The following is a 17,827-nucleotide window of genomic DNA, read 5'->3' as shown; positions in this document are numbered from 1 at the left end:
GCGCCTGCATGCCCCCCGGGTGCTCTATCCCTCGGCCGATCCGGCCCAGGCCCCTGCCGAACTGGGCGCAGGCTGGCTCATCGTGGCCGAGAGCCTCACGCCGACCGAGCCGCTGGGGGGCGACGCAGGCCGCCTGCTGGACAACATGCTGCGGGCGATGCAGCTGCACCGGCATCCTCGCGTGCACTTGGCCGCACTGGAACGCGCTGCCCCGTCGCCCGCACCCGCGCCAGAACCGGCGTCTGGACCGACGGACGACATCCCGGCCGCCCTCGCCGGTATGGTGGCCACGCTGCGACCCGTGCTGGTGCTCGTGCTGGGCCATGTCGCCGCGCGCGCCGCGCTGGGCCGCACCGAGCCGCTGGGCCGCCTGCGCGCCGGCCCGCACCAGCTCGCCGGGTGCCCCGCTGTGGTCACTTACGACCCCGCATTCCTGCTGCGCTCGCAAGAGACCAAGGCCGCCGCCTGGGCAGACCTGTGCCGCGCGCTGGCCATCGTGCGGACCTCGGCCGCCTGATGCTGCCCTGGTGCCGGCCCACTGCCGTTCCGACGCCGCCAGCCCGTGCGGCGGGCGCTTTTGGCCATCGCCCGTTCATCCCGGCGATGCCATAATTCGCGCCTTGTCCAACAACATTGACGGAGACAGCTCCTTGGAAACCTACCCGAGTTGGTAGCTTTCCGCTCCCCGGCCTGCCGTGGGGGTTGAAAGCACCCCACGCCCCCCACCGCAGATGCCACACAACAAGGGAGTGAGCCCATGCTCAACATCTTCACGCTTGCCAATGGCCGGCTGTTCCAGGAAGAAATCGAATCGCTGGAAGAGCTGACGAAGTTCCAGCCCATCTGGGTGGACCTGGAAGCCCCCACGCTCGAAGAAAAGCGCTGGATCAAGCAGCACTACGGCCTGTCCATCCCCGAGGATGCGATGGACGAGGACATCGAGGAATCCGCCCGCTTCTACGAGGAAGACAACGGCGAGCTGCACATCCGCAGCGACTTCCTGATCGACGACGACGAGGACCCCCGCTCGGTGCGCGTGGCCTTCATCCTGAACCAGCACAACGCCAATCTCAAGAGCCGCGGCGTGCTGTTTTCCATCCACGATGAGGACGTGCCGGTCTTCCGCCTGCTGCGCATGCGTGCGCGCCGGGCCCCGGGGCTGATCGAAGACGCCAAGGAAGTGCTGCTCAAGCTGTTCGATGCGGACGCCGAATACTCGGCCGATACCCTCGAAGGCATCTACGACGAGCTGGAACTGGTGAGCAAGCAGGTGCTGGCTGGCGACGTGACCGACGCCCGCGCCGGCGAAGTGCTGGCCGCCATCGCCCGCCAGGAAGACTTGAACGGACGCATCCGCCGCAACGTGATGGACACGCGCCGCGCGGTGAGCTTCATGATGCGCTCCAAGATGCTGAACTCCGAGCAGTTCGAGGAAGCCCGCCAGATCCTGCGCGACATCGAATCGCTGGACAACCACACGGCGTTCCTGTTCGACAAGATCAACTTCCTGATGGACGCCACGGTCGGTTTCATCAACATCAACCAGAACAAGATCATCAAGATCTTCTCGGTGGCCAGCGTGGCCCTGCTGCCACCCACGCTGATCGCGAGTGTGTACGGCATGAACTTCAAGTTCATGCCCGAGCTGGACTGGTCGCTGGGGTATCCGTATGCGCTCGCGCTGATGGTGGCCAGCGCTCTCGGGCCCATGTGGTACTTCCGCAAGCGCGGCTGGTTGAAGTAGCCCCCCTGTGGCGCTGCGCGCCTTCCCCCCAGAGGGGGGACGCCTCCGGTGGACCGGCGAAGCCGGATCCACGGTGGCGCTGGTATTGGGGCGCGCCGGTTTCACGGCGCAGGGGGACTGCGAGGCGCGGGGTGTGGCAGGGATTGCGTGAAAGCGGTACACGTTCCCATTTCAGCGTCCGTTCGGGCTGAGCCCGTCGAAGCCAGGGCGAGCCACCTCCCAACGTTGTGGAAGCGGAGACCAACCGCGACTTCAGACCATTTTGGCCCGCAGCGCTTGATGGGCAAGCGCAAACAGCTATCATTTTGATAGCTCTTGCACAAATCCCAGCAGGATGTGCTCCGCATAGCGCGTGGCCACGGTGCGCACGAAAGCGGGGAAGTCCACGTGCGCGGTGTCGTCGGCGCGGTCGGAGATGGTGCGCACGGCGGCGAAGGGCAGGCCGTAGTCGTGGCACACCTGGGCCACGGCGGCGCCTTCCATCTCGACGGCCAGCACGTCGTGGCCGGCGGCTTGCAGCGTGCTGCGCAGGTGCTGGGCCTCGCTGGCGGCACACACAAAGCGGTCACCGCTGGCCACGAGGCCCGCGTGCACGCGCGGGGCGGTTGGATTGGCCGGTACCTGCCCATCCATCGATCTGAAGCCCAATTGGCCGTCAGCGCTTGCCAGATAAGCGCTGGCAGCTCCTGAAAGCAGAGCGGAGAGCGGCGCATCGCACACAAAGCGGCTGCGCGCGTAGCCGGGCATTTCCCAGCGCGGGAACAACGGCGAGGCGTCCATGTCGTGCTGCAGGTACTCGTTGGCCACGACCACATCGCCCACGTTCACCCCATCGCCCACACCGCCGGCCACGCCGGTGAAGACAATGCGCGCCACGCCGAAACGCTCGATGAGCGCCGTCGCCGTGGTGCTGGCCGCCACCTTCCCGATGCCCGACAGCGCCAGCACCACCGGCCGTCCGTGCAGTTCGCCCAGCCAAAAGGCGCGGCCCGCATGCATCACACGCTGCGCGTGCAACAGGTGCTGGACCAGCGAGCTTTGCTCTTCCGGCAGCGCACTGAGTATTGCGGTGGTCATGGGGCAATCAGGTTAAAACTGGCGCACTCCACGCCAGCGAACGCCGCGCAAGGGCCGCCCCGCCGCGCTGGCGTTGTCCCCCTTCCCGCAGCGCTTAGCGCAGCGAGAGAAGGGGCTGAGGGCCGTGGCCCCAAGCCTGCCCGCGCAGGCTTGAGCGGCCCGAAGAGCTGCCGCCTCTGGCGGCCAGCACCGAGCGCCAAAGCGGCTCAGGGGGATGCTCACTTCTTCTCGCGCAGCTCGCGCCGCAGGATCTTCCCCACGGGGGTCTTGGGCAGTTCGGTGCGGAACTCGATCACCTTGGGCTGCTTGTAGCCAGTGAGCTCGTGGCGGCAGAACTCCTTGACCTGCGCTTCGGTCAGCGCGGGGTCCTTCTTCACGATCACCAGCTTGACGGCCTCGCCCGTCTTCTCGTCGGGCACGCCCACCACGGCGCACTCGAGCACACCGGGGCAGTTGGCCACGACTTCCTCGACCTCGTTGGGGTAGACGTTGAAGCCGCTGACCAAAACCATGTCCTTCTTGCGGTCCACGATCTTGAAGAAGCCGCGCTCGTCCATGACGCCGATGTCGCCGGACTTGAAGAAACCGTCTTCGGTCATGACCTTGGCGGTTTCATCGGGGCGCTGCCAATAGCCGGCCATCACCTGCGGGCCCTTGATGGCGATCTCGCCCGCCTGGCCCGGCGTGGTCACCTCGTGGCCGTCATCGTCCAGCAGCTTCATCACGGTGCTGGGCAACGGCACGCCGATGGTGCCCGTGAACTCCTTGGCGGTCACGGGATTGCAACTGACGGACGGGCTGGTTTCCGACAGACCGTAGCCTTCGCAGATGGGGCAGCCCGTCTTCTCCAGCCACAGCTTGGCCACGGCGCCCTGCACGGCCATGCCACCGCCCACAGAGACCTTGAGGTTCTTCCAGTTGACGGTGTTGAAGTCGGGGTGGTTGGCCAGTCCGTTGAACAGCGTATTCACCGCCGGGAAGCTGTGGAAGGTGTGCTTGGACAGCTCCTTGAGCACCGCTGGCAGGTCGCGCGGATTCGGGATCAGGATGGTCTTGCCGCCCGTGCGCATGGAGAGCATCATGTTCACGGTGAAGGCGAAGATGTGGTACAGCGGCAGCGCGCAGATGCTGGTCTGCTGCTCGCCCGCTGGCACCTTCTTCATCACGGGGTCGTTCCAGGCTTCGGACTGCAGCACGTTGGCGATGATGTTGCGCTGAAGGAGCACGGCCCCCTTGCTCACGCCCGTCGTGCCGCCGGTGTACTGCAGCAGCGCGATGTCGTCGGGCTTGATGTCGGGCTTCTTGAGCGTGCCGCGCGTGCCCTGGGCCACGGCGTCGTTGAAGCGCACGGCGCCCGGCAGGTTGTAGGCCGGCACCATCTTCTTGACGTTGCGCACCACGTAGTTGACGAGCGCGCCCTTGAGCAGTCCCAGTTGGTCGCCCATGGCACACAGCACCACGTGCTTCACGGGCGTGTTGGCAATGCAGCTTTGCAGCGTGTGCGCAAAGTTCTCGATGATCACGATGGCCTTGGCACCCGAGTCCTTGAGCTGGTGCTCCAGTTCGCGCGGGGTGTACAGCGGATTCACATTGACCACCACGAAGCCCGCCCGCAAAACCGCTGCCACCGTGACGGGGTATTGCGGGACGTTGGGCATCATGATGGCCACGCGGTCGCCCTTGACCAGGCCGAGGCCCTGCAGATAGGCCGCGAACGCGCTGGAGAGCGAATCCGTCTGCGCATAGGTCACGTCCTTGCCCATGAAGCTGTAGGCCACACGGTCAGCGTACTTCTTGAACGCTTCGTCCATGAGCGCAACAAGGGACGTGTACTGCGAAGTGTCGATGTCGGCGGGTACACCCTGCGGGTAGGCGGCCAGCCATGGGCGATCGGTCATGTGCGTTGTCTCCTGGTAAGTCATTTTTGGCGGTAAATCGACCCTGCCGGAATTTTCAGCACGGTCGTGCTTTTTTCCATCTGGAATTATGCCCGTCAGCCCTTGAGCGCAGCGAGCACTTCGTCCAGCATTTTCTTGGCATCCCCGAACAGCATGCGGTTGTTGTCTTTGTAGAACAAGGGGTTGTCCACGCCAGCGTAGCCCGAGGCCATGGACCGCTTCATCACGATGGAGGTCTTGGCCTTCCAAACCTCCAGCACGGGCATGCCGGCGATGGGGCTGGTGGGGTCGTCCTGCGCGGCGGGGTTCACGATGTCGTTGGCACCGATGACCATGGCCACGTCGGCCTCCGGGAAGTCCGCATTGATCTCGTCCATCTCCATCACGATGTCGTACGGCACCTTGGCCTCTGCCAGCAGCACGTTCATGTGGCCGGGCATGCGACCCGCCACGGGGTGGATGGCGAAGCGGACCTGCACGCCCCGCTCGCGCAGGGTCTTCACGATCTCGTTGACCGTGTGCTGCGCCTGGGCCACCGCCATGCCGTAGCCCGGCACGATGATCACGCTCTTGGCATCGCGCAGCAGCTCGGCCGTCTCGGTGGCCGCCACGGGCACGACCTCGCCCTGAGGCTCGGCGGCATCCCCTTTCTTGGCGGGCGCACCGCCGCCCGAACCAAAGCCCCCGGCGATCACGCTGATGAAGTTGCGGTTCATCGCGTTGCACATGATGTAGGACAGGATGGCGCCCGAAGAACCTACCAGCGCGCCCGTGACGATGAGCAGGTCGTTGGAGAGCATGAAGCCCGTGGCGGCCGCCGCCCAGCCCGAGTAGCTGTTGAGCATGGACACCACCACCGGCATGTCGGCACCGCCAATGGCCATGACCATGTGGATGCCGAACAGCAGCGCAATCACCGTCATCACCGTGAGCGGGAGCATGCCCTGCTCCACCGTTTCGGCACGCAGGAACTCGCGGCCGAACCAGATCACGATCAGCAACGCAGCGAGGTTGAGCCAATGGCGCGCAGGCAGCAGCAGGGGCTTGCCTCCGATCTTGCCGTTGAGCTTTCCAAAGGCGATCAGCGAGCCACTGAATGTGACAGCGCCGATCAGGATGCCGACATAGATCTCCACCTCGTGGATGATCTTCTCGGCCCCTTGCAGCTGGATCGAGGTATCGACGTAGCTCGCAAACCCCACGAGGCAGGCCGCCAGGCCCACCAGGCTGTGCATGAGCGCGACCAGCTCGGGCATCTGGGTCATCTTGACGACCCTGGCGGCATACAGGCCAATGCCGCCGCCGATGACCAGTGCCCCCACGATCCAGGCCATGCCGGACGGACTGACGCGCGGGCCGAACACCGTGGCCAGCACGGCCAGCGCCATGCCGACCATGCCGAACAGGTTGCCCCGGCGCGAGGTTTCGGGGTTGGAGAGCCCGCCCAGGCTCAGGATGAACAAAATGGCCGCGCCCAGGTAGGCGACGGTGGCAAGGCTTGGGGACATGTTCTGTGCTCCTCGTTGTTCTTGTCGTGGTGGCTTACTTGCGGAACATGGCCAGCATGCGGCGCGTGACCGCAAAGCCGCCGAACATGTTGACGGCCGTGAGCACGATGGCGGCAAAGGCCAGCCAGAGGATGAGCCCGTCGGGCCGCCCGTTCGCGCCCGCCTCGGGCGGCGCGATCTGCACCAGCGCCCCGATGGCGATGATGCTGGAGATGGCGTTGGTCACGCTCATCAGCGGCGTGTGCAGCGCGGGGGTGACGTTCCACACCACCATGTAGCCGATGAAGCAGGCCAGCACGAACACCGTGAAGTGGCCCAGGAACGCCGCGGGCGCGTAGGCGCCGATGAACCAGAAAGCTACGGCGGCAACCGCAAAAAGAATGGCCAGCGTCTTGGCGGGCAGCGGGGCGCTGCTGCCATGGCCGTGCCCGCCCTTCTTTTGCTCCACTGGCGCTGCGGCGGCTTTGTGCGCAGGTGCAGGGGCCTGCTGGAGCGGCGGCGCGGGCCAGGTGATGGCACCGTCCTTGACCACCGTGAGGCCGCGGATCGCGTCGTCCTCCATGTTGACCACAGCCACGCCGTCCTTGGCCTTGCACAGCTCTTCGGTCAGGCGGAGCAAGTTGGTGGCATACAGCGTGGACGACTGCTTGGCCAGGCGCGAGGCCAGGTCGGTGTAGCCGATGATGGTCACGCCGTGGCGCACCACGGCTTCGCCGGGCACGGTCAGTTCGCAGTTGCCGCCCTGCTCGGCGGCCATGTCCACGATCACGCTGCCGGGCTTCATGCTCTGCACCATCTCGGCGGTGATGAGCTTGGGCGCGGGTTTGCCGGGGATCAGCGCGGTGGTGATGATGATGTCGGCATCCTTGGCCTGCTCCGCGTACATCTTGCGCTGCGCGGCCTGGAAGCCTTCGCTCATGACCTTGGCATAACCGCCCCCGCCAGAGCCTTCCTCTTCGTAGTCGACCTTGACGAACTCGCCACCCAGCGACTTGACCTGGTCGGCCACCTCGGCGCGCGTGTCGTTGGCGCGCACGATGGCGCCCAGGTTGGCCGCCGTGCCGATGGCCGCAAGACCCGCCACGCCAGCGCCCGCAATGAAGACCTTGGCGGGCGGCACCTTGCCCGCCGCCGTGATCTGGCCGTTGAAGAAGCGCCCAAAGGCATTGGCCGCCTCGATCACGGCGCGGTAGCCGCTCACACCGGCCGTGGAGGTGAGCGCATCCATCTTCTGGGCCCGCGACAGCGTGCGCGGCAGGCAGTCGATGGCGAGCACGGTGGCCTTTTTCGCGGCCAGCTGCTGCATCAAGTCGGGGTTTTGCGCAGGCCAGATGAAATCAATGAGCGTGGTGCCTTCGCGCATCAGCGCCACTTCGTCGCTGCTGGGCGGGCGGACCTTGAAGACGATGTCCGAACCAGCCCACAGCGCTGCCGCACCGTGCACCACTTCGGCCCCGGCCGCGCGGTAAGCCTCGTCACTGAAGTTGGCGGCCTCTCCGGCCCCCGACTCCACCGCCACGATGAAACCCAGCTTGACCAGCTTTTCAACCACATCGGGCACGGTGGCCACACGCTTCTCCCCCGGGAAGGTTTCCCGGGGAATGCCGATGCGCTGCGGCTGCGGAACAGGACTTGTCTGCATGGGAGGTCTCCTCCAAGTTGTGGAATCGTTGTGCCTGCGGCCGGTCTATCCGCCCTAGCCCGCCCAGGGGCGCGCAGCGGCGCGCTTTTGGCTGAAGTAGGCGTCCATGGCCTCTAGAAGCCGCTGCTGCTCCGCGCTGGCGGGCGGTACGATCTGCGCGGCCCCCAGCATCACGGAGCGCAGCGTCTGCACGTGGTAATCAGTGAACTTGTCCGCGCTGCGTTCCAGCACGGCAGGCACTTCGCTCACCGCCAGCGGGCGATTGCGCAGCATGTGGGAACTGGCCACCCAGAGATTGCCAGCGTCGGCCTCGTTCAGGCCCAGATGCTGGCGCAGCAGGGCCAGCACGCCGTCCTTCTGCTCCACCGTCACGGCGCCGGTCGCCTGCACCACGGCCAGGGCCATCACGGCCACCACATCCACCGGATGCTCCAACGCATACAGCGGCGGCGTCTGGACCTTCTTGGCCCAGGCGCGGCGGCGGAAGAAGGCCAGCGGGTTGAGCCAGCCGACATCGATACCGAAACGCCGCAGGGCCTCCATTGCCATCGTAAAGGTGATGATGAGCCCCAGAATCTGCAGGACCACGCCCATGGTGAATCTCCCTCTCTCTTGTGTTGCCTGTGTGTGTTCTTGTGGTTTGGCGGTCGGGTGCGCTTTTGGCGCCGGTTATTTTTTGGATGCCGCTTCCGCAAACGGGAACGGCGGGACGGCCAGGTAGCCATCCGCCATGCCCACGCTCAGGCGCGCGGCCTGGGCCAGATCCTGGCTCCACTGTTGGGCCGGCAGGCCTGCGAGCAGGAACTCCTCGTTGGTGCGCGCTCGCGGAGCCAGCAGCCGCTGGTCCACCAGGGCGTCCACAGCCACCCAGGCACCCGCTTGCGTCGCATACCGGTAGCTCAGGTACGAATACGGCGGCTTCAGCATCACTTGGTGGTTGCCTAACCACTGCACCAGATCGGGCCGGTTCTTTTCCAGCCACTTCGCATCGGTGCCCCAGTTCTTGAGGCGCAGGCAGTCCGCGCGCACGGGGCTGCCGGCGGCCGGATCGGTCACCAGGACATTCTGCTGGCGCGGGCAGTCGCCCGGCCCCAGCGGAAACCCGGCCAGGGCGCCAGTGCGGTTGGTCTGCACGCGCAACACGGCCAGCCATTCGCCCTGCGCGCCGCGCAGGCCCACGGAGCGCGTCTGCAACCCGGCGCGGGTTTGGTCGGAGATGCCCAGGTCTTGCCAGGCCCCTGCAGGCAGAACCAGGCGCGCACGGCCTGCGGGGTATTCCGCCTTTGGCGGGACGGTCATTGGCGCACACCCGGCCACGAGCACACCCAGGGCGCAGGGCAACAGATACCGGAACTTTGAAGTCATCAGAGTCATAGAAGAAGGTTCATGCAGATATGCCGCCCATCATCCCATCCCATGCCGCCCATTCCCTCCACGGGGAGCAAAAACCAGCAGAGCATCACGGCACAAGCCTCGCCATCGCCGCCCCCGCACAGCCCCCGCAGAAAAGCTGACCGCGAGCTTACATGAAGAATTTCTGATCGCCGCTGCCTTCGGCGGATGTAGGGGGAACTCCCCAGCCGGCGCCGAGCGGGCAAAAAAAAGCCTGGCCGCACCAGGCGGCCAGGCTGCGCAGAACCCCACAGGGACAGGGTGATCAGTTCACGTTCAGTTGACTACTTGCGCCAGGGTGCCGGCAGCGTACTGCTGCGCCACTTCCTGAAGGCTGTAGCCCTTGATCTTGGCGCCCTGGCCTTCGCAGCCAAACTCCAGGTAGCGCTGCTTGCACACGGCCTTGGCGGCTTCACGGGCGGGCTTGAGCCATTCGCGCGCATCGAACTTGTCGGGGTTCTCGAACAGGAACTTGCGCACCGCGCCAGTCATGGCCAAGCGGATGTCGGTGTCGATGTTGATCTTGCGCACACCGTACTTGATGGCTTCCTGGATCTCTTCCACGGGCACGCCGTAGGTTTCCTTCATCTTGCCGCCGTACTGGTTGATGACGGCCAGCAACTCGGCCGGCACCGACGAGGAGCCGTGCATGACCAGATGGGTGTTGGGGATGCGGGCGTGGATTTCTTTCACGCGGCTGATGGCCAGGATGTCGCCCGTGGGCTTGCGGCTGAACTTGTACGCGCCGTGGCTGGTGCCGATCGCGATCGCCAGTGCGTCCAGCTGCGTGGCCTTCACGAAGGTCGCGGCCTCCTCGGGGTCGGTCAGCATCTGGCTGTGGTCCAGCTTGCCCACGGCGCCAATGCCGTCTTCCTCGCCCGCATCACCCGTCTCCAGGTTGCCCAGGCAGCCGAGTTCGCCCTCGACCGTCACACCCACCTTGTGGGCCATGTCCACCACCTTGCGCGTCACTTCCACGTTGTAGTCGAAGGACGAAGGAGTCTTGCCGTCTTCCATCAGCGAGCCGTCCATCATCACCGAGCCAAAGCCCAGCTCGATGGCGCCCTGGCAGACCTTCGGGCTGGTGCCGTGATCCTGGTGCATCACCAGCGGGATGTGGGGGAAGGCCTCGACCGCCGCCTGGATCAGGTGCTTGATGAAGGGTTCGCCCGCGTACTTGCGCGCGCCAGCGCTGGCCTGAAGGATGACTGGCGCACCCACTTCGTCGGCGGCGGCCATCACGGCCTGGACCTGTTCCAGGTTGTTGACGTTGAAGGCTGGGATGCCATAGCTGTGAGCGGCAGCATGGTCGAGCAGTTCGCGCATCGAAACGAGGGGCATGGTCGTGGAGTCCGTTGAAGGGTTGGTAGAAGCTGCCCGGGGCAGACAAGCCGGGCGGTGCGGTGGTAACCGCTTGGTAACTCGCAATTTTAACCGGGGGCTGCCACAGGCGATGTCGGCAAATCCAAGCGATAACAGGTGGTAAAGGGCGGCGATGCCAATGCCGACCCAAATCGCCCCCCGTGGATGTCGGCGACACGCCGCAGGATTTCGTGCCCCAGGTGCAAGCTGTCCACAGGGCTCGCGGCGCCCGCGCTGGCCGCCCCGGCGGGCTGGCGGCGTGCGCCGTCGTCGCACACCTGCAGCCAAGCCCCGGTGCCCCCCCCTGTGTCACCCGCGTTGCCGTCCGAGGCACCCACCTGCACCGCGATGCGCGTGCCTCGCGGTGTGTGCTTGAGCGCGTTTTCCACCAAGTTGCGCGCGGCGATATCGAGCAGCACGGCATGCCCGTGCACCCAGAGCTCGGCGGGCGCGGAGAGGGCGATCTCATCCCCCCGCTGCCAGGCCATCTGGGCGTAATCGCCGCAGACCTCGCGTGCCACGGCGCACAGGTCGACCGGGGCCGTCGCTTCGTGCAGCTCGGCGCGGCTTGCACGGGCCAAGGCGAGCAACTGGTTGAGCACATGGCCCGCTCGCAAGGCATCCTGGCCGATGCGCTCGATGGCCTGATGGCGGGCGGTGTCGTCGAGCTCGCCACCCAGGGCGCTGGCCTGCAGCGCGATGGACGACAGCGGCGTGCGCAACTCGTGCGCCACTTCATTGGCCAGCCTGCGCTCGCGCACCATCGCCGCCTGCTGCCGGTCGAGCAGCGTATTGATGGATGCCACGACCGACTCGAACTCGGCCCACGCATGGCGCGAGGCGAGGCGCTGGGTGCTGGCCGGATCCAGCGCCGCGACATCGGCGGACAGGGCATACAGTGGGCGCAGCCCCCGCCACAGCGCAAGCCCGAGCGCCAGCGAGACCACCGGCAGCAACCAAAGTCCGGGCTCGATCATCTGCTCGGCAATGTCCTCTGCCAGCGCATCGCGTTCGCGCAGTTCCAGCAGCACCGTGATCCTGCGGGACCGTGCCGCATCCCACTGCGAGAAGCTGCGCCACACCACGCCCTCCGGCCCCAGGACGAGGTCGGCAAACCCTTCGCTGCTGTTGAAGGGCGGTACGGGAGCGCTTCCGATGTGGTGGAGCATGCGGCCCTGGGCATCCCACTGGAACACGCTGAGCGACTGCTGGTAGTCATGCGACTTGAGCCCCGGGGGGTTCACCCGCTGCGTGATTTGCGTGCCCTCGGCCGCCTCGTGGGCGCGCAGGTTCAGCAACAGCGCCGCCACGCTGGCCAGATGCCCATCGGTCAGCTCATCGGCCTCGTGCACGCCCGTCTGGTAGCCCATGACGACGAAACTGCCCCACACCACGGCCAGCGCGCCCAGCGACCACAGCAGCAACTGGCGCGTGAGGGACGCCCGCCGGGGCCGGCGCTCCGGGGAAGCAGCAGGAGCCGGCTTCACGCGGCGGGCTCCTGGGGCATGAAGTAGCCCACGCCGCGCATCGTCTGGATGGCCGCGCTGCCCAGCTTTCGCCGCAAATGGTGGATGTGGACCTCCACCGCGTTGCTCTCAATGGCCGCGTCCCAGCTGTACAGGCGCTCTTCGATCTGCTGGCGCGAAAGCACACGCCCGCGCGCCTCCAGCAGCACCAGCAGCACCGAGAACTCGCGGGGCGACATTTCCACCACCTTGCCGCCCTGGCGCACGGTGCGCGCAGCCGGGTCCAGTTCGATGTCGCCGTGGCGGATGGTGGGTGAGGCGCGGCCGGCAGCCCGGCGCAGCAGGGCGCGCAAGCGGGCATCCAGCTCATCCATGTCAAAGGGCTTGGCAAGGTAGTCGTCGGCTCCCTGGTCCAACCCGGCCACACGCTGGTGGACCTGATCGCGTGCCGTGACGATGAGCACCGGCGTGGAAGGGTCGGGCAAGGCGTGCACAGCTCCTGGCGGGGGTGCCGGGCTCAGCCGCAGCCGCCGCAGCAGATCCCCGCCGTCGCCATCGGCCAGCCCCAGATCGAGCAGCACCGCATCGAAGCGCTCAGAACGCAGCGCGCCCCAGGCACTGGCGACGCCATCGCACACATCCACCGCATAGCCGCGCTGCTGCAAGTTGGTGCGCAGGCCTGCGGCAATGCCGGCGTCGTCTTCGACCACGAGTATTCGCATGCAGCCATTGTCGCCGGACGGGGCGGACGGCGGGCGGGATTAAGGCGGCGTTAAGTGGCGCGGCCTATGGTGCGCGGCATGCCGTCCATGCCCTCCTCGCGCCCTCGCTTCGCCGTCCAGCACCGTACCCTCCTCCTGTGGACGCTCGGCATCCTGGCGGCCGTGGTGGCCTGGGATGCCGGCGGGCAGGACATCCCCCTCGCGCGTGCGTTTGGCTCGGCCAGCGGCTTTCCGATGCGGGAGCAATGGTTCTTCGTACAGGTGCTGCACGAAGGGGCCCGCCGCCTGGGATGGCTGCTGGTGCTGCTGCTGGCGCTGGGGGTGTGGTGGCCCCTGGGGGTGCTGCGGCGGCTGGATGCGGGCGGACGCCTGCAGATGGCCCTGAGCGCCCTGCTGGCACTGGCGGCCGTGAGCATGGTCAAGAACCTGAGCACCACCAGCTGCCCCTGGGACCTGGCCGAGTTTGGGGGCGTGGCCCGCTATGCGTCCCACTGGGCGCTGGGGGTGATCGATGGGGGGGGCGGGCGATGCTTTCCGGCAGGCCATGCCTCGGCCGGCTTTGCCTTCGTGGGGGGCTACTTTGCACTGCGCCACAACGCACCGGCTGCGGCACGCTGGTGGCTGGCGGCAGCAGTCCTGGCGGGACTGGTGCTGGGCGGTGCCCAGCAGGTGCGTGGCGCCCACTTCATGAGCCACACGCTGTGGACGGGCTGGCTGTGCTGGACGGTGGGCTGGCTGTGCGACCTGGGCGCGTCGGCCCTGAGGCCCCGTCTGGCAGGCCTGTCCGCTGCCGTTGCGGGCGAACCGCCGCGCGCGGCCGGTTGAGACGGCGTGAGCGCCGCTCCCGTCCGGATCAGTTGGCGACGCAGATCTTCAGCATGTTGGTTCCGCCCGGGGCCCCCATGGGCTCACCACAGGTGATGGCGTAGACATCGCCCTTTTGCACGATGTTGCGGCTCTTGAGGTGGCCTTCGGCCTGCTCGAGTGCAGTGTCACGGTCGGCGCTGGTGTCCATGAGCAGCGGGCGCACATTGCGGTACATGGCCATCTTGCGCTGGGTTGCCACCTTGGGCGTGAGGGCATAGATGGGAATGTGGATGCGGTGGCGGCTCATCCACAGCGCCGTGGCGCCGCTGTCCGTCATCGCCACGATGGCCTTGGCCCCCAGGTGGTGCGCCGTGAACAGCGCGCCCATGGCGATGGACTGGTCGATGCGGCGGAAGGTCTGGCCTGTGAAATCGGCGTCCAGCTGGTGGTCCTCGGCCGCCTCGGCCGCGGCGCAGATGGTGGCCATTTCCTCCACGGTTTCGAGCGGGTAGCGGCCGGCGGCGGTCTCGGCGCTGAGCATCACCGCGTCGGTACCGTCCAGAACGGCGTTGGCCACGTCGCTCACCTCGGCGCGCGTGGGCACGGGGTTGGTGATCATGCTTTCCATCATCTGCGTGGCGGTGATGACGACCTTGTCCAGGTCGCGCGCCATGCGGATCATCTTCTTCTGCAGCGCGGGCACTGCCGCGTTGCCCACTTCCACGGCCAGATCGCCGCGCGCCACCATGATGCCGTCGGAGACACGCAGGATGGACTCGAGGTGGGGAATTGCCTCAGCCCGCTCGATCTTGGCGATCAGCCCGGGGCGGTGGCGGAACTCCTGCGCAGCCACGTTGCACAGCTGGCGCGCCATCTCCATGTCGGTCGCGTTCTTCGGAAAGCTCACCGCCACGTAGTCGGCCTGGAAGCTCATCGCCGTGCGGATGTCTTCCATGTCCTTGGCCGTGAGGGCCGGCGCCGTGAGGCCCCCGCCCTTCTTGTTGATGCCCTTGTTGTTGGACAGCTCGCCGCCCACTTTGACGGTGGTATGGACCTCTTCGCCCCGCACGGCATCGACGCTCAGCACGATCAGGCCATCGTTGAGCAGCAACAGGTCGCCCGCTTTCACGTCGCGGGGCAGCTCCTTGTAGTCAAGCCCGACGCCGTCGATGTCGCCGGGCTCGGTGCGCGACGCGTCCAGAACGAACTTGGCGCCGGAGGTGAGCTGCACCTTGCCCTCGGCAAACTTGCCCACGCGGATCTTGGGGCCCTGCAGGTCGGCCATGATGGCCACCTCGCGCCCGGCCCGCTGCGCTGCGGCGCGCACCGTGGCGGCGCGGTCGATGTGGTCCTGCGCCTTGCCGTGGCTGAAGTTCAGCCGCACCACGTTCACCCCCGCCCGGATCATCGCTTCCAGCAGCGCCGGGTCGCTGGAAGCGGGGCCCAGGGTGGCAACGATCTTGGTGGCGCGGCGGGTTGGCATGGGCTTGTCTCTTTCTTTGGTGGTCAGGGATGTAATCGAGTTTCGATTCTCACACGAAGCCCGCACCACGCAGTTACATGCGGGTTACTTCGTGAGCTAGCCCTGGCGGAGCGGGCCCTGGCGGAGCGGGCCGGGTTACAGCAGGGGATGCGAGAGCAGGTGGGCCAGCCCGTGCGCGATGATGGCGGCCTCCAGCCCCCGCCGCGCAAACAGCCACCCCGCCACCAGGCCAAACGCCGTGTTGCCCACCAGCACGAAGGCCACCACCGGCGCGGTCAGCGCGCCCACCATGGCTTGGGCCGCAGGCAAGTGCCCCAGCGCAAACAGCAGCGCGCTGAGCACCACGGCCATCGCCACCAAGCCACCGCCGGGCCGCCCCTGGCCGCGCCGGGCGACGCGCCAGGCCAGCCACAGCAGCAGCGTCATGACGCCCCAGCGCATGAGCAGTTCCTCGGTCACACCGCCGTACAGCACCTTGACCACCAGGGGCATGGCGCTCGCAGGGTCCGATGGCCGCAGTGCCTCGGGCGCCAGGCGCGACAGCACCCACAGCCACGCCGCGCCGGCCACGCCACCGCACAGACCGGGCAGCCACTGTGGGCGCAGCGCCGGGCCCACCGGCCGCCCGCTCAGCCAAGCGGAGACCGCCGGCGCCTGCAGGCCGACGCGCGGCGCCAGCCACGCACCGACCACCGCCGCCAGCACAAGCAGCACCGCCGTCTGCAGCCCGCTGAGCAGCACGATGGCCCAGAGCGGCAGCGGGAACAAGGCCGCGTTGGCAGCCAACAGCGGCAGCAGCGCCCACACCACGGCCACCACGCCGGGCATGCCCAGCAGCCACACCGCCAGGACAAGCCGCCATCTGGAAACGGGCCGGGGTGAGACCGGCAGATCTGCCGGCGCAGGGTTGCCCTGGGTCCCGTGGCGAGGTTGCACGTCCACGCTTAGCCGCGCATCAGCGCTTCGATCTCGTCGGCCTTCACCGGCACGCCGCGCGTGATCAGCTCACACCCGCCATCGGTGACGATGGCATCGTCCTCGATGCGGATGCCGATGTGGTGGAACTGCTCCGGCACCCCTTCGGCGGGACGCACATAGATACCGGGCTCGATGGTGAGCACCATGCCCGGGCGCAGCACGCGGCTGGGGCGGTTGGTGATGGTCTCGCCGGACAGCGGGTCCTTGCGTTCGCTCAACTGGCCCACCTCGCCGGGCTCCACGTAGCTGCCGCAGTCGTGCACGTCCATGCCCAGCCAGTGGCCGGTGCGGTGCATGTAGAACTGGAAGTAGGCGCGCTTTTCGATCACGTCCTGCACGGTGCCGACCTTGTTCTTGTGGAGAAGGCCCAGGTCGAGCATGCCCTGCGCCAGCACGGCCACGGTGGCGTCGTGCGGGTCATTGAAGCGCGCGCCGGCCTTGGTGGCCGCCACGGCCGCGTCCTGGCTGGCCAGCACCAGGTCGTACAGCGCGCGCTGCGGCCCGGTGAAGGTGCCGTTGGCCGGGAAGGTGCGGGTGATGTCGCTCGCGTAGCCATCGAGCTCGCAGCCCGCATCGATGAGGACCAGCTCGCCATCGCGCACCGGCGCCGCGTCCGCGCGGTAGTGCAGCACGCAGGCGTTGGCACCCGCAGCCACGATGGAGCCATAGGCCGGGTACTGCGAGCCGCCCTCGCGGAACGCGTGCAGCAGCTCGGCGTCGAGGTGGTATTCGCGCACATCCTCGCCTGCGCGCAGCATGCGGGCCGAGCGCTGCATGGCGCGGATATGGGCGCGCGCGCTGATGTCGCTGGCACGGCGCATGATGTCCTGCTCGTGCGCGTCCTTGATGAGCCGCATTTCGTCGAGCAGCGTGCACACGTCGTTCTGCGCGGCTGGGCACAGCACGCCGTAGCGCACCCTTGCTCGCACGGTGTTCAGCCAGCCCTCCACCCGCGCCGCCAGGCCGGCGTGCGTGGCGAAGGGGTACCACACGCAACTGCGGTTCTCGAGCAGGCGTGGCAGCTTGGCGTCGAGCTCGGCCGCCGAGTGCGCGGCGTCGACCCCCAGCGCCGCAGGCGCTGCGGCCGGCCCCAGGCGGTAGCCATCCCAGATCTCCCGTTCGAGGTCCTTGGGGCGGCAGAACAGCGTGCTCTGCCCTTCGGCCGTGACCACGAGGCATGCGCCCGCCTCGGTGAAGCCCGTGAGGTAGTAGAAGTAGCTGTCGTGCCGGTACAGGAAGTCGGTGTCCCGGTTGCGCGGGTATTCGGGCGCCGTGGGGATGATGGCGATGCCGCCAGCACCCAGTTGGGCAGCAAGGCGCGCGCGGCGCTGGGCGTAAAAGGAGTGCGAGGACATTGAGCTCATTCGCTATTCTTATCGCGATTCGATCGCGGCAAGTGGAACGGTGGCATCTGCCAACCAGAGAATCCCCGAAAACCCACGGGTTAAATTGCACGTTGACAAACGAATTCAAACGAATACCATCGAATTCAACACATCACAGGTTGCACCATGACTGCCACGTCCACCACGATGGAGCCTCTCTCCGCGCGCATCCCGAGCGAGCTGTACCTGTGGCTGGCGCAGCTCCAGGTCGAGGGCGCCACGACCAACAGCGACAAGCTGCGCGTGCTCTTGGGTCAGCTCAAGCGCCACCACGACGGAGCGCTGGACTATGTCGCGGCCCATGCGTGGGCGCGGGACATCACGGGGCGGCTGCGCGATGCGCTGGTCCGAATGGAAGGCCAG

At 67.1% G+C, this 17,827-nt stretch carries 15 protein-coding genes and 1 pseudogene; 4 read left to right on the top strand and 12 right to left on the bottom strand.

The annotated features are described in order from the left end of the window. Both MRY84_RS21130 and corA read left to right on the top strand, forming a co-directional pair. A partial coding sequence (locus MRY84_RS21130) for a uracil-DNA glycosylase family protein (RefSeq protein WP_363317575.1) occupies nucleotides 1-517 on the top strand: 517 nt, incomplete at its 5' end. Nucleotides 518-757: 240 nt separating this feature from the next. After that, nucleotides 758-1,744, top strand: a complete 987-nt coding sequence (gene corA / locus MRY84_RS21125) for a magnesium/cobalt transporter CorA (RefSeq protein ID WP_291507646.1) — start codon at nucleotides 758-760, stop codon at nucleotides 1,742-1,744. A gap of 300 nt (nucleotides 1,745-2,044) precedes the next feature. Here the strand turns inward: corA and MRY84_RS21120 are convergent, their stop codons facing one another. From MRY84_RS21120 to MRY84_RS21080, 9 genes are all read right to left on the bottom strand, one after another. Continuing rightward, entirely contained in the window at nucleotides 2,045-2,821 is a 777-nt protein-coding gene (locus MRY84_RS21120) for a 5'-methylthioadenosine/adenosylhomocysteine nucleosidase (RefSeq protein WP_291507645.1), read from the bottom strand. Between the two features lie 218 nt (nucleotides 2,822-3,039). Beyond that, nucleotides 3,040-4,719 (bottom strand): long-chain-fatty-acid--CoA ligase, encoded by a 1,680-nt coding sequence (locus MRY84_RS21115; protein WP_291507644.1) that lies wholly within the window; start codon nucleotides 4,717-4,719, stop codon nucleotides 3,040-3,042. A gap of 95 nt (nucleotides 4,720-4,814) precedes the next feature. Then, nucleotides 4,815-6,227, bottom strand: coding sequence for a Re/Si-specific NAD(P)(+) transhydrogenase subunit beta (gene pntB, locus MRY84_RS21110; protein ID WP_291507643.1), 1,413 nt, complete (start codon nucleotides 6,225-6,227; stop codon nucleotides 4,815-4,817). A 34-nt stretch (nucleotides 6,228-6,261) separates the two neighbouring features. Continuing rightward, on the bottom strand, nucleotides 6,262-7,869 hold the full coding sequence (locus tag MRY84_RS21105; protein WP_291507642.1) for a Re/Si-specific NAD(P)(+) transhydrogenase subunit alpha: 1,608 nt from the start codon (nucleotides 7,867-7,869) through the stop codon (nucleotides 6,262-6,264). Between the two features lie 54 nt (nucleotides 7,870-7,923). Further along, nucleotides 7,924-8,463 carry a phenylacetic acid degradation protein gene (locus MRY84_RS21100; RefSeq protein ID WP_291507641.1) on the bottom strand — a complete coding sequence of 180 codons (540 nt, stop codon included), beginning with the start codon at nucleotides 8,461-8,463 and terminating at the stop codon, nucleotides 7,924-7,926. Between the two features lie 75 nt (nucleotides 8,464-8,538). After that, nucleotides 8,539-9,168 (bottom strand): hypothetical protein, encoded by a 630-nt coding sequence (locus MRY84_RS21095; RefSeq protein WP_291507640.1) that lies wholly within the window; start codon nucleotides 9,166-9,168, stop codon nucleotides 8,539-8,541. 369 nt (nucleotides 9,169-9,537) lie between these two features. Further along, nucleotides 9,538-10,602, bottom strand: coding sequence for a class II fructose-bisphosphate aldolase (fba, locus tag MRY84_RS21090; RefSeq protein WP_291507639.1), 1,065 nt, complete (start codon nucleotides 10,600-10,602; stop codon nucleotides 9,538-9,540). An 89-nt stretch (nucleotides 10,603-10,691) separates the two neighbouring features. Continuing rightward, complete coding sequence (locus MRY84_RS21085; RefSeq protein WP_291507638.1) at nucleotides 10,692-12,110, bottom strand: histidine kinase dimerization/phospho-acceptor domain-containing protein; 1,419 nt, start codon at nucleotides 12,108-12,110, stop codon at nucleotides 10,692-10,694. Beyond that, entirely contained in the window at nucleotides 12,107-12,811 is a 705-nt protein-coding gene (locus tag MRY84_RS21080) for a response regulator transcription factor (protein ID WP_291507637.1), read from the bottom strand. The genes MRY84_RS21085 and MRY84_RS21080 overlap by 4 nt, the downstream gene beginning before the upstream one ends. 87 nt (nucleotides 12,812-12,898) lie before the next feature. On the opposite strand from MRY84_RS21080, the gene MRY84_RS21075 reads away from it, so the two are divergent. Next, the gene (locus MRY84_RS21075) at nucleotides 12,899-13,636 is read left to right on the top strand and encodes a phosphatase PAP2 family protein (protein ID WP_291507647.1); all 738 of its coding nucleotides are present in this window, start codon (nucleotides 12,899-12,901) and stop codon (nucleotides 13,634-13,636) included. Between the two features lie 28 nt (nucleotides 13,637-13,664). Here the strand turns inward: MRY84_RS21075 and pyk are convergent, their stop codons facing one another. The 3 genes from pyk to MRY84_RS21060 form a co-directional block, all read right to left on the bottom strand. Beyond that, nucleotides 13,665-15,101 carry a pyruvate kinase gene (pyk, locus tag MRY84_RS21070; RefSeq protein ID WP_291507636.1) on the bottom strand — a complete coding sequence of 479 codons (1,437 nt, stop codon included), beginning with the start codon at nucleotides 15,099-15,101 and terminating at the stop codon, nucleotides 13,665-13,667. A 135-nt stretch (nucleotides 15,102-15,236) separates the two neighbouring features. Beyond that, nucleotides 15,237-16,043 carry a CPBP family intramembrane glutamic endopeptidase gene (locus MRY84_RS21065; RefSeq protein WP_291507635.1) on the bottom strand — a complete coding sequence of 269 codons (807 nt, stop codon included), beginning with the start codon at nucleotides 16,041-16,043 and terminating at the stop codon, nucleotides 15,237-15,239. A gap of 2 nt (nucleotides 16,044-16,045) precedes the next feature. Beyond that, on the bottom strand, nucleotides 16,046-17,443 hold the full coding sequence (locus tag MRY84_RS21060) for an aminopeptidase P N-terminal domain-containing protein (protein WP_291507634.1): 1,398 nt from the start codon (nucleotides 17,441-17,443) through the stop codon (nucleotides 16,046-16,048). Nucleotides 17,444-17,590: 147 nt separating this feature from the next. Here MRY84_RS21060 and MRY84_RS21055 point away from each other — a divergent pair. Then, nucleotides 17,591-17,827, top strand: a pseudogene (locus MRY84_RS21055) (hypothetical protein); the annotation flags it as partial.

Source organism: Acidovorax sp., assembly GCF_022763525.1.
Lineage (GTDB): Bacteria > Pseudomonadota > Gammaproteobacteria > Burkholderiales > Burkholderiaceae_C > Acidovorax.
This window is presented reverse-complemented; position numbering and strand designations above follow the sequence as displayed.

Excerpts from the sequence above, each read along its gene's own strand:
- corA (WP_291507646.1), top strand. The coding sequence starts at position 758 with ATGCTCAACATCTTCACGCTTGCCAATGGCCGGCTGTTCCAGGAAGAA.
- MRY84_RS21120 (WP_291507645.1), bottom strand. The coding sequence starts at position 2,821 with ATGACCACCGCAATACTCAGTGCGCTGCCGGAAGAGCAAAGCTCGCTG.
- MRY84_RS21115 (WP_291507644.1), bottom strand. The coding sequence starts at position 4,719 with ATGACCGATCGCCCATGGCTGGCCGCCTACCCGCAGGGTGTACCCGCC.
- pntB (WP_291507643.1), bottom strand. The coding sequence starts at position 6,227 with ATGTCCCCAAGCCTTGCCACCGTCGCCTACCTGGGCGCGGCCATTTTG.
- MRY84_RS21105 (WP_291507642.1), bottom strand. The coding sequence starts at position 7,869 with ATGCAGACAAGTCCTGTTCCGCAGCCGCAGCGCATCGGCATTCCCCGG.
- MRY84_RS21100 (WP_291507641.1), bottom strand. The coding sequence starts at position 8,463 with ATGGGCGTGGTCCTGCAGATTCTGGGGCTCATCATCACCTTTACGATG.
- MRY84_RS21095 (WP_291507640.1), bottom strand. The coding sequence starts at position 9,168 with ATGACCGTCCCGCCAAAGGCGGAATACCCCGCAGGCCGTGCGCGCCTG.
- fba (WP_291507639.1), bottom strand. The coding sequence starts at position 10,602 with ATGCCCCTCGTTTCGATGCGCGAACTGCTCGACCATGCTGCCGCTCAC.
- MRY84_RS21080 (WP_291507637.1), bottom strand. The coding sequence starts at position 12,811 with ATGCGAATACTCGTGGTCGAAGACGACGCCGGCATTGCCGCAGGCCTG.
- MRY84_RS21075 (WP_291507647.1), top strand. The coding sequence starts at position 12,899 with ATGCCCTCCTCGCGCCCTCGCTTCGCCGTCCAGCACCGTACCCTCCTC.
- pyk (WP_291507636.1), bottom strand. The coding sequence starts at position 15,101 with ATGCCAACCCGCCGCGCCACCAAGATCGTTGCCACCCTGGGCCCCGCT.
- MRY84_RS21060 (WP_291507634.1), bottom strand. The coding sequence starts at position 17,443 with ATGAGCTCAATGTCCTCGCACTCCTTTTACGCCCAGCGCCGCGCGCGC.